Genomic DNA, 10214 nt, shown 5'->3' with positions numbered 1-10214 from the left:
CTGTAGCATAGATCGCGGCGACCCATCTCCGTGTCGTGACGTAATGTCGCGCTTCACATTTGGTCAACCACAGATCCTGACCAACCGCAGACAGTCGAGGACCATGCAGCGCCGCAACCGTCAGCGTGCGCGTAACCCTCAACGCGGTCAAGGTGCGACCCGTCACCGCGCTGGCAGGCACAATCCTCGCTACGGTCGGATCCAACGGCAGATCCCGGCAGATAGTTTCAGCGATCGCACCGCCGGGACTATCAGCGATGTAGAGGTAGGCAAACACGCCGTCGAGTGAGTCGAATCGATCCCCGGAAAGCTCGTCCGGTTGCGCGGTGGGATTGGGGGCCAGCGTGCTGCGGCGAGTGCTGTGGACACGCCACACTCTCGTTCCGGCAGCGAGTGTGCTCCAATGAGCCGTCCGGAACAGACCGACGGCGCCGGTGAATCCTGCGCAGAAATTCCAGGCGAGTCGGTGTGCGGCGTCAGTGCGGTCGACGAGGTCGCTGGTGTCATCTACCCACCGCCCGTAGCGCTGGTGTACGCCGTTGATGGACGGTTCGGGGCTGAGTTTCATTCCGGCTCGCAGGTTCGTATTCGATTCCGCCGGCATCGATTCCACTCGGCGGCGGCGAGTGATCATCGCGACCGCCTGATCGCGACGAGCGATCAGGCCGACTGCCTCTCGTGCAGGAACCGACCACCGCCTCCACTCCAGCGGCAGGTCACCGCCACCCGTTGCACACAACGCGCGTGGAGGACCTTTCTGGTCCGGTCTTTGCTCAGCGTGCAGGGCTATTATGGAAATTCGGGGGGAATCGCAGGTGACCACATGACAGGTGACCAGATGGCCGAAGACGACCCCTTCAGAACACACCGGGATGTGGCGTCCCCACTAGTCGCGGAGCTCAGCGCGGCGGGGTTCCACGATGCCGCGGAGATCGGGCGGGGCGGGTTCGGCGTGGTCTACCGCTGCACCCAGAGCGGTTTAGATCGCGTCGTCGCGGTGAAGGTCCTCACCGCTGGACCGGACGAGGAAAGCCGAGCGCGATTTGTCCGCGAGCAACGCGCGATGGGGCGACTGACCGGCCACCCGAACATCGCGGGAGTGCTGCAGATCGGCGAGACCTCCTCCGGTCGACCGTATTTGGTGATGCAGTCCCACGAGCGTGGTTCCCTCGACGCCCGGATCCGCCGGGACGGTCCGCTGCCGGTGGACGAGGTACTGCGGCTCGGAATCAAAGTGGCCGGGGCGCTCGAGGCAGCGCACGGGCTCGGGATCGTGCATCGCGACGTCACACCAGCGAACGTCTTGTTCACTGACTACGGAGAGCCGGCGTTGACCGATTTCGGCATCGCCCATATCGTCGGTGGGTTCGAGACGACGGCTGGAACGATCACGGCGTCGCCGGCTTTTGCTGCTCCCGAGGTCCTTGACGGCCATCCGCCCAGTCCGGCGTCAGACGTGTACGGGCTCGGCGCCACGTTGTTCTGTGCGCTCACCGGTCATTCCGCTTTCGAGCGCCGCAGCGGCGAGCAGGTCGTTGCGCATTTTCTCCGGATCGCCAACGAACCGGTGCCGGACCTGCGCGAGAGCGGGGTCCCCAACGATATGTGCGCGGCAATCGAGGCCGCGATGGACCGCGATCCGGCGCAGCGCCCCTCCGTCATCGCCCTCGGTAAGCAGCTGCAACGGATCCGGTTCGACCATAGTCATTCCGTCGAGAAGATGACCATTCGCGGTGAAGGCGACCACATGCAGGATGTGCGCACACCGACGTCGGATCGGCGCCGACGCAGACCGGACACGGGTGTCCTACCGCTGCAACTGACAAGCTTCGTCGGCCGGAAGGCACAACTGTTCGAGGTGAAGAAGGCGCTGTCGGAATCGCGTCTGGTCACGCTGACGGGCATCGGTGGGGTCGGCAAGACGCGGCTTGCCGCGCGGGCGGCGAGAGAGTTGCGCCGGAGCTACACCGATGGGGTGCGTCTGGTCGAGTTCGGTGCCATTGACGACCCGGCGTTGGTGGACGACATCGTGGCTACTGCTGTGGGCGCGCGGAACCTGGCCGGAAGCCCGCCGATGGAGGTACTGGTCGAGTTCCTGTCGACACGCAAACTCTTGCTGGTGCTCGACAACTGTGAGCACCTGGTGGAGGCGGTAGCGCAGCTTGCGGAGTCGCTACTGCGCGCGTGCGCGAACCTCTCGATCCTGGCCACCAGCCGCGAGACCCTGACAATCGGCGCCGAAACCGTATTGCCCGTGACTCCACTTAGCTTTCCGGATCCATCCGGCGTGCCCACGGTGTCGGAGGCATCCCACTACGATGCTGTGCAATTGTTCGTCGAACGAGCGGCCGCGGCGGTGCCCGGGTTCGAGCTGACTCGAGACAACCGACTCGCCGTAGCCCGGATTTGTGCCCGACTGGACGGGCTGCCATTAGCGATCGAGCTGGCCACGGCCCGGCTGCGGGCACTATCCGTGGATCAGATCCTGCAACGGCTCGACGACCGGTACACCCTGCTCACAGCGGGCAGTCGGGATATTCCGAATCGCCAGCAGACTCTGTGGTGGTGCATCGGCTGGAGCTACGACCTCTGCACACCACGCGAACAGCAGCTGTGGTCACGATTGTCGACCTTTGCCGGCAGCTTCGAACTCGAAGCCGCCGAACAGGTGTGCGGCACCGCCACACCCGACCCCGACCAGCTCGATGTACTGATCGGGTTGGTGGACAAGTCAATCCTGACCCGTGAGGAATCCGAAGGCGCGGTTCGCTTTCGGATGCTCGAGACGGTTCAGACCTACGGCAGGACAAAACTCGCAGAAGCCGGTGACGGCCAGGAGATCGGTCGACGGCATCGGGATTGGTACGAAAGGTTGGCTCTCAACGCGGAGGCTGACTGGATCAGTCCCCGCCAACTCGAGTGGGACTCCCGCTTGAAGCAAGAACTGCCGAACCTGCGCAAGGCAATAGAGTTCGATCCGTCCGCCGGTAATCCCGGCGGCATGAGGATCGCCGCCGCTCTGTATGCATTCTGGTATATAGGTGGCCGAATCACCGAAGGCCGCAACTGGCTCGACAGAACTCTCGCCCACTCGGATGGTGGATACAGTCGAGATCGCGCCAAGGCCGTCTACTCGGCCGGCATGCTGGCCGCAGGTCAGGCCGACCTGCCCGCGGCGACAGCCCGGGTGGCAGAACTCAGTCTGCTGGCCACGCAGACCGCCGACCCGGAGATCGCCACCTGGCTGGCAGTTGTGGACGGATTCACTGCGCTCATCAGTGACGATGCCGACCATGCAGTCGCCCGGTTGGAAGAGGCACGAGAACTGGTCCGAGGCGGTGGTGATCCCGTAGTGCGAATGGACTCCTCCCTCATGCTGGGGTGGGCATACCAACTCCGCGGAGACTTCCGTCGTGCCGTCGCCTGTCACGAGCAAACGCTGGCATACGCGGACTCTCACGGAGGAGAGACGACCTTTCGCTCCTGGGTGTTGTGGGCAATGGGGACGGCCGTCTGGAGGCAGGGTGAGCTCGACCGAGCCACGGACCTACTGAAGGAGAGCCTTCGTCGTGCTCGCTCGGCCGATGATCCACTCATCGCTGCAACCAGTTTGGAAGCTCTCGCCTGGACCTCCTCGAACCGAGACGACGTCCGCCGCGCCTCAATACTGATGGGTGCTGCCGAAGCACTGGGCCGGATCGCAGGCAGCTCCTCCGTCCTGTTCCCCAACCTGGCCACCTACCACGAAGCCTGCGTCCGCCGCGCACAAGACACGCTCGGAACACGAGAGTTCGAAGCAGCCCAGAAGAAAGGCAGTGCGATGAGTTTCGCCACGGCCGCTGCCTTCGGCCTCGAAGAAGACCCCCCCTCGGCGACGCCGGTCGATCGGGCGGCGTCGATCCTCACCAAACGCGAGCAGCAAGTCGCCGAACTAGTAGCCGAAGGCCTCACCAACAGTGCCATCGCTGGCCGATTGGTGATCTCACCACGCACTGCGCAGGGGCACGTCGAGCACATCCTGGCGAAGCTGACTTTCACCTCGCGGGCACAGATCGCGAGGTGGGTTGCGGAGCAAGACCGCTCCAAACCCATGTGATCGATGGTCGACCACCACTGTCCGAGAATCCAAGTTCTGGAACATCCGGCTGCAGACATTCAGTCCTCGGATCGTCCCGGCGTCCTCCCGTGGGTTATCCGGAAATCGACCTTGGTCTCAGCAGGTCAACGCATCAGCACTGATGACATGATGCATGATCGCGGAGGCCTGGATGGGCAGCAAGGAACTCGGATCCACTGTGGATCAAGGATCTACACCGCCGAGGAGAATCGATACGAGAAATCGAGCGCGGCCTCGGAGATACGGGGAGATGCGGCTGAACGCTGCCAGAAATCGTTGCGCTGTGCCGACAGACCGGAAGCCTTTCATCGCGCGTTCGCGTTGCCGGGTCGGTTGATGCGAGTTCTCCGCGCGGCACTGTCACGTCAATCGAAAAGTGCAGCGGCGCCTCTGGTTTGGGGAAGGAATCTACGGCAGCCCGCCGGGACGTTCACTTTCACGCGGCGGCAGTCGCGGTGACTTCCCGCCAGACCGCGAAACGGTCGGCCATCTCGGTACGCCATTCAGGTACCGAGAGTCTGTGCCGGTTGGGCAAGAAATGCCCGAGAAGGCTGGCAGGAAGCGTTGCGCGTGCCCGGTTGAGGTGAACCGCCCGGCGGCGTACCGCAAAATTGTGACCCAAACTAGCTGCGCCGCTGCACTTTTCGATTAGCGTAATAGTGCCCAAGTGCGTACGGCGTAGGCAGACGTTCGGACAAATCTATCTTGGCGCCCGGAGCCAGATCGGCGGCGTGGATACCCGCCGGTCCCGCTCCAACGATCACAACACTCAACGGTGGGGGAAAAGCCGGGGCGACGGAACCGCGGGTGCTACTGAACCTCTCGCACTGATTCATGCACCGAGGCTAGAAGCTCAACTGCGGTCGAGATCAAGTCCGCGTGCCAGTAGCTCTGCTCTCAGTAGCCCTGCGACGCCGGCTTGTGCTCGGTTGTGTAGCGGTAGAACTCGGCGAGTTCGAGTTCGTCGGCCGCGGCCTCGTCGACGATGACTGTCACGTGCGGATGCAATTGAAGTACCGACGCCGGGCAGAACGCCGAGACCGGACCTTCGACTGCCGCCCGGACAGCGGACGCCTTACGCGCCCCGTCGGCGACCAGCACAAGATGTCTTGCATCACTGATCGTTCCGAGTCCTTGCGTGATCACGTGATGCGGGACCTCGGCCGATTCCGTGAAGAACCGTGCATTGTCAGCCCGGGTCCTCCCGGTCAGCGTCTTCACTCGTGTGCGTGAGGCGAGAGAGGAGGACGGTTCGTTGAAACCGATGTGCCCATTGAGCCCGATGCCGAGGATTTGCACGTCGATGGGACCGTTCTCGGCAATGGTGGCGTCGTAGCGCCGTGCAGCTTCATTCGGATCTTCTGCTCCGCCATCTGGACTGAACACACGCGCAGGGTCGATGTCGATGTGATCCACGAGTTCCGCGCGGATGGTGTGCGCGTAGGACTGGGGCTGGTCAGATGTGAGACTCACGTACTCGTCAAGCAGGTATGCGCTCATCGCCGCGAACGACACTCCCGATTCTCGATGCCGCCTGATCAGCTCTTGATACGTGTGCAGTGGTGACGATCCCGTCGCCAGACCGAGCATCTTCGCACCGTTTTCCATTGCGCCACAAACGATATCGGCAGCGATCCGCCCGCCGTCTTTCGGAGTGGGAACTATTACGATTTCCATTCAGGCTTCCTCACTGCTCTTGTCTGCACTGACGATGGCCTCGCGTACCGAGCCCGAAGCTCGGTGCAACAGTTCGGTTGCTTCGGCGAAGTCGCATTCGGCCAACAACATCACGACCGCTGCCTTCACATGACCGTCGGCATTCTCGATTGTCTCCGAAGCGATCTCGGTGTCCACTCCGGTGGCGGCTGCGACGATCCGGTTAGCGCGATCGACTAGTTTCGCGTTGGTCGGCCGGAGATCGACCATGAGATTGTGAAATGCCTTCCCGGAGCGGACCATACTGGCCGTCGAAAGCATGTTGCACACCATCTTCTGTGCGGTGCCGGCTTTGAGCCTGGTCGATCCGGTGAGGATCTCGGGGCCGGTGTCGACTTCGATGGCCACGGCAGCGTGAGAACTCATTTCCGCATTCCGGTTGCACGAGACCGCCACTGTTGCGGCGCCGAGTGCGCGGGCATGATCCAGTCCCCCAATGACATAGGGTGTACGACCACTTGCCGCCAGGCCCACCACGACGTCCGTGGCGTTCAACGAGATTGCATCGAGGTCGCCTTTGGCTGCTTCCGTATTGTCCTCCGCTCCCTCGACTGCGTTCAGGAACGCTCCCGGACCGCCGGCGATGATGCCGATCACCTCGCCGGCGTCGGTCCCGAACGTCGGAGGGCACTCGACTGCGTCGAGAACTCCCAGGCGCCCGCTTGTTCCGGCGCCCAGATAGATCAGTCGACCACCGTTGGCGCGCGCGGTGACGATCGCATCAACTGCTTTCTCGATGGCAGGTAGTACTGCCGCGACCGCGTCAGCCACGATTCCGTCTTGCTGGTTCATCGCCGTGAGCAGGTCTGACACCGACATGATGTCGAGGTCACGGGTGAGAGGGTTGGGTCTCTCAGTTGAGAGCATTTCCAATTGCATTGTGACGAGCCCTTCTCGATCAGTGTCGCTTCGAAGCGATGGCGTCATGGCTTCGTTGCAGAGCAGAGAGTGCGCTAGGTAGCGAATGTGCCACCATCGCGAAAATTGTGTCAACTACCAATAATTGGCTTGTTCGGCTCGCCATTGCTGCCGATCGGAAACCGAATTCTCTACCGGCGGTGAGCAGAACGTGGTGTGACTGCACCGCGAGAGTCGACCGCGCTCCACCGGTGATCGCAGCCGTCGATGCCCCGGTTCGCCGGGCAAGGGCAAGCGGTTCGACAACATCGGAGGTCTCACCTGAATGCGAGATTCCCACTGCGATGTCGTCGGGTCCGAGCAAGCTGGCGCTGACGATCGCCGCGTCACGGTCGAGATGCACACGGCAGTTAACGTCGATGCGGGAGAGTTTCAACGTGAGATCTTGCGCGACGATGCCTGACGCGCCGATTCCGTACACCTCGACACGACGAGCACACCGGATCAGTGACACCACTTCTTCCATCGCAGCAGGATCGGTCAATTGTGCTGTGCCCTTGAGCTGTTCGGATTCAAACTCAGCCAGCTTGGCCATGACCTCACTGGCCGAGTCGGCTGCCACGATGTCCACACCGATAGGGATCGAATCACCTGGCGTGGAACCTCTGATCGCCGCCAAAGCGAGACGAAGCTGTGGATACCCCTCGAATCCGAGTCTTTTGGCAGTACGGACCACTGTCGCTGTGCTTGTCGACGCCCGCTCGGCGAGATCGTTGACCGTCAACGTAGAGGCCAGACTGGGGTCGGCTTCGATGATCTGCGCGATCCGCAGCTCGGCAGGCGAGAGGCTGCTCAATGATGCGCGAATGCGAGCAAGCAAGTCGACGGACGCCGGAGCACTCCGGTCCAATGTCATAACGCCTCTATTCGCATCGTTTTCGGAGCTGACGGCACCGAAGTGATTCTAGGCAGCCCACGACTTCCTGGCGTCAGGGATCCGAGCACACTGGCGTGGCGTGCACCGGTGCACGAAGCGATGGTCCCTGGCAATCCGTGTGCGGTGAGGAAGCCGAGAACCGCGAAGGCCAACGCTTCCTTGATGTCGGAGCTGACGCCGAGCTCGTCCGACGAGACAAGCGAGATGGAACCCAGTTCGTCGCGAAGCATTGCCATCAGCGTCGGATTCTTGGTCCCGCCGCCGGACACCACCACTTCGGTGGCCGCCAGTCCTGCGACGGAATCAGCGACAGTCCGGGCGGTCAATGCAGTCAGCGTCGCGACGATGTCGGCCAGAGACAAGGATTCGTAACCACGCAGGGCGGCGAGTAGATAGTCGCGATGGAACAATTCCTTGCCCGTGCTCTTGGGAGCGGGTTGCGCGTAATACGGTTCGCGCAGCAGAAGTTCGAGTAGATCGGCATTCGGTGTACCGGCCGCGCCCAGAGCTCCCCCTAGGTCAAACCACTGCTCTCCCGCGGTGAATTCGCTTACAGCAGCGTCGATCAGCGCATTAGCCGGTCCGGTATCGAAAGCAACTGGTACCGCAGCGCCATCGACCGACGAGAGATGGGCACCACCCGGCGCGGTGACGTTTGCGATACCGCCGAGATTGAGCGCGACGGAACCCGAACTTCTTCCGTTGAGCCACAATACGTCGAACACGCTGACCAGCGGCGCGCCTTGTCCACCCGCAGCCACGTCCCGAGAGCGCAGATCCGAGACGACGGTGCATCCGGTTTCCTCGGCTATCCACGCGGGCTGCCCCAGCTGAAGTGTGCCTCTGACGCCAGCGCCTTCGACCCAGTGGAACATCGTCTGCCCATGCGAGGAAATCAATTCCGCACTGCCGCCGCACAGTTCCGCGTTCGCCCGCGCGGCCACCGCCGCGAATGCCTGTCCGATCTCGGTGTCGAGTTGGCAGATCTGACCGACAGTGGTGGACGCCGGCGGTACCGCAGCGGCCACCGCTGCCCGCAACTCGCCGGAGTAAGGTTCGCTGACCATTCCCAGCGGGGTCAGCACAAGAGTGTCCCCGTCGATCCGGATATCTGCCGCGGCAGCATCGATAGCGTCGTACGAAGTACCGGACATCAGGCCGATGACTCTCATGAAATATCCCTTACTCGGATTGTTTCGGCATTCCGGAAGCAGCGCTCAGTCAACGAGTGCCCGCTTGTGGGCATTTCCTCGCAAGGTACTCAAGGCAATCGCGCTGACTGCGCACGTAGCCATCACGAAGTAGGCCGGAATATCGAGATTGGAGGTTTCCTTGATCAACCACGTGATGATCAGACCGGCGCAGCCCGAAAAGACCGCGTTGGACAGGGAATACGCGAGCCCCAATCCGGTATACCGAACCGAGGTCGGAAACATCTCGGAGAGCATGGCCGGTCCCGGCCCGGCAACCAGTCCCACTGCGGCGCCGGCGGCCAAGACCGCAAATCCCTTGGCAGTCAGGGACGTCTGCTCGCTCTGCAGGATGTTGAGCAAAGGCAACGCCAGGACCAGTATCAACACGGTGCCTGTAAGCATCACGGCGCGTCGTCCGATGCGATCGCTGAGTGCACCTGCGATCGGAATGGTCAGCGCGAAGCCTGCATTCGCGAGGACGGACGCAACCAGCGCTTGATGGAAACTCGCGTTGAGTGAGGTCTGCAGATACGTCGGCATCACGACGAGGAATGTGTAGCCTGCTGCCGACCAACCCATTAAACGCCCGATTCCGAGCAGGATCGCCTTGGCCGTATCCCCGACACTCGGCGACGCTATCGGCGGCGCTGCCGCTTCTGTAGCCGTCGCAGCCGTAGAAGTCGATTCGGCCTGGCCCGCCCGAGCACGCTCGAATGACGGTGTTTCCTCCAGCCGGAGCCGCAGCCACAGAGCGACCAGCCCCATCGGAAGCGCCAGAAGGAACGGGATGCGCCAGCCCCAGTCGCTGAGCTGCGCCGAGTTGAGAACGGTAGCGAGGACTGCCGCGATACCCGCACCCGCGAGCAGACCGAGCGCGACGGTGAACGACTGCCAAGATCCGTACAGCCCGCGGCGTCCGGGTGGCGCGAACTCGGTCATCACCGACACCGCACCACCAAACTCGCCACCCGCAGACAGTCCCTGAAGAATTCGAAGGACCGTCAAGAGGACGGGTGCCAGAATTCCGACGCTCGCATAGGTGGGGAGCACACCGATCAGTGTCGTCGCACCCGACATCAGCAGAAGGACGATGACCAGGGTGGGGCGTCGGCCGATGCGGTCACCGAGTCGGCCGAACAGCGCGGCGCCCACCGGACGGAAGAAGAACGCCAGCGCAAACGACGCATAGGTCTTGATCAGGCTTTCGAGGTCGCCCGCGCCGTCGGTACTGAAGAAGTTCGACGCGATGATCGTCGCGAAGAATCCGTACACACCGAACTCGTACCACTCGATGAAATTTCCGACGGAGCCGGCGACCAGCGCCCTGCGCCGTCTGAGCTGCGCACCATCGTTCCGTGTCTGCACTGTGATGCCCATGCCGTCCTCCGTTGAC

General features: G+C 62.6%; 7 protein-coding genes and 2 pseudogenes. 1 reads left to right on the top strand and 8 read right to left on the bottom strand.

Translation table 11 applies throughout. The features are described from left to right. Positions 1-634 (bottom strand): RES family NAD+ phosphorylase (locus QM600_RS27835; protein WP_283264989.1); only part of this gene is annotated, 634 nt, incomplete at its 3' end. 189 nt (positions 635-823) lie between these two features. Between QM600_RS27835 and QM600_RS27830 the strand changes: the two genes are divergently transcribed. After that, entirely contained in the window at positions 824-4096 is a 3273-nt protein-coding gene (locus tag QM600_RS27830) for a protein kinase domain-containing protein (RefSeq protein WP_349307295.1), read from the top strand. Between the two features lie 270 nt (positions 4097-4366). Here QM600_RS27830 and QM600_RS27825 read toward each other — a convergent pair. The 7 genes and pseudogenes from QM600_RS27825 to QM600_RS27790 all read right to left on the bottom strand — a co-directional run. Further along, positions 4367-4471 (bottom strand): annotated as a pseudogene (locus tag QM600_RS27825) (IS6 family transposase); the annotation flags it as partial. Positions 4472-4553: 82 nt separating this feature from the next. Beyond that, positions 4554-4717, bottom strand: a pseudogene (locus QM600_RS27820) (IS6 family transposase); the annotation flags it as partial. 297 nt (positions 4718-5014) lie between these two features. Beyond that, the gene (gene nagB / locus QM600_RS27810) at positions 5015-5794 is read right to left on the bottom strand and encodes a glucosamine-6-phosphate deaminase (protein WP_283264988.1); all 780 of its coding nucleotides are present in this window, start codon (positions 5792-5794) and stop codon (positions 5015-5017) included. Beyond that, the gene (gene murQ / locus QM600_RS27805) at positions 5795-6712 is read right to left on the bottom strand and encodes an N-acetylmuramic acid 6-phosphate etherase (RefSeq protein WP_283264987.1); all 918 of its coding nucleotides are present in this window, start codon (positions 6710-6712) and stop codon (positions 5795-5797) included. 19 nt (positions 6713-6731) lie between these two features. Next, a complete protein-coding gene (locus QM600_RS27800) occupies positions 6732-7607 on the bottom strand; it encodes a MurR/RpiR family transcriptional regulator (RefSeq protein WP_283264986.1) in 876 nt (291 codons plus the stop codon). Continuing rightward, complete coding sequence (locus QM600_RS27795; RefSeq protein WP_283264985.1) at positions 7604-8800, bottom strand: anhydro-N-acetylmuramic acid kinase; 1197 nt, start codon at positions 8798-8800, stop codon at positions 7604-7606. Before QM600_RS27795 ends, QM600_RS27800 begins: the two co-directional genes overlap by 4 nt. A 45-nt stretch (positions 8801-8845) precedes the next feature. Continuing rightward, positions 8846-10214, bottom strand: a 1369-nt coding sequence (locus tag QM600_RS27790; RefSeq protein WP_283264984.1) for an MFS transporter, incomplete at its 5' end; no start/stop codon positions are given.

This window comes from Rhodococcus sp. IEGM 1379 (assembly GCF_030056815.1).
GTDB lineage: Bacteria > Actinomycetota > Actinomycetes > Mycobacteriales > Mycobacteriaceae > Rhodococcus_F.
The sequence above is the reverse complement of the archived record's forward strand: the minus strand, read 5'-3'. Positions and strand labels throughout refer to the sequence as shown.

Excerpts from the sequence above, each read along its gene's own strand:
- QM600_RS27800 (WP_283264986.1), bottom strand. The coding sequence starts at position 7,607 with ATGACATTGGACCGGAGTGCTCCGGCGTCCGTCGACTTGCTTGCTCGC.
- QM600_RS27830 (WP_349307295.1), top strand. The coding sequence starts at position 824 with ATGACAGGTGACCAGATGGCCGAAGACGACCCCTTCAGAACACACCGG.
- murQ (WP_283264987.1), bottom strand. The coding sequence starts at position 6,712 with ATGCAATTGGAAATGCTCTCAACTGAGAGACCCAACCCTCTCACCCGT.
- QM600_RS27795 (WP_283264985.1), bottom strand. The coding sequence starts at position 8,800 with ATGAGAGTCATCGGCCTGATGTCCGGTACTTCGTACGACGCTATCGAT.
- nagB (WP_283264988.1), bottom strand. The coding sequence starts at position 5,794 with ATGGAAATCGTAATAGTTCCCACTCCGAAAGACGGCGGGCGGATCGCT.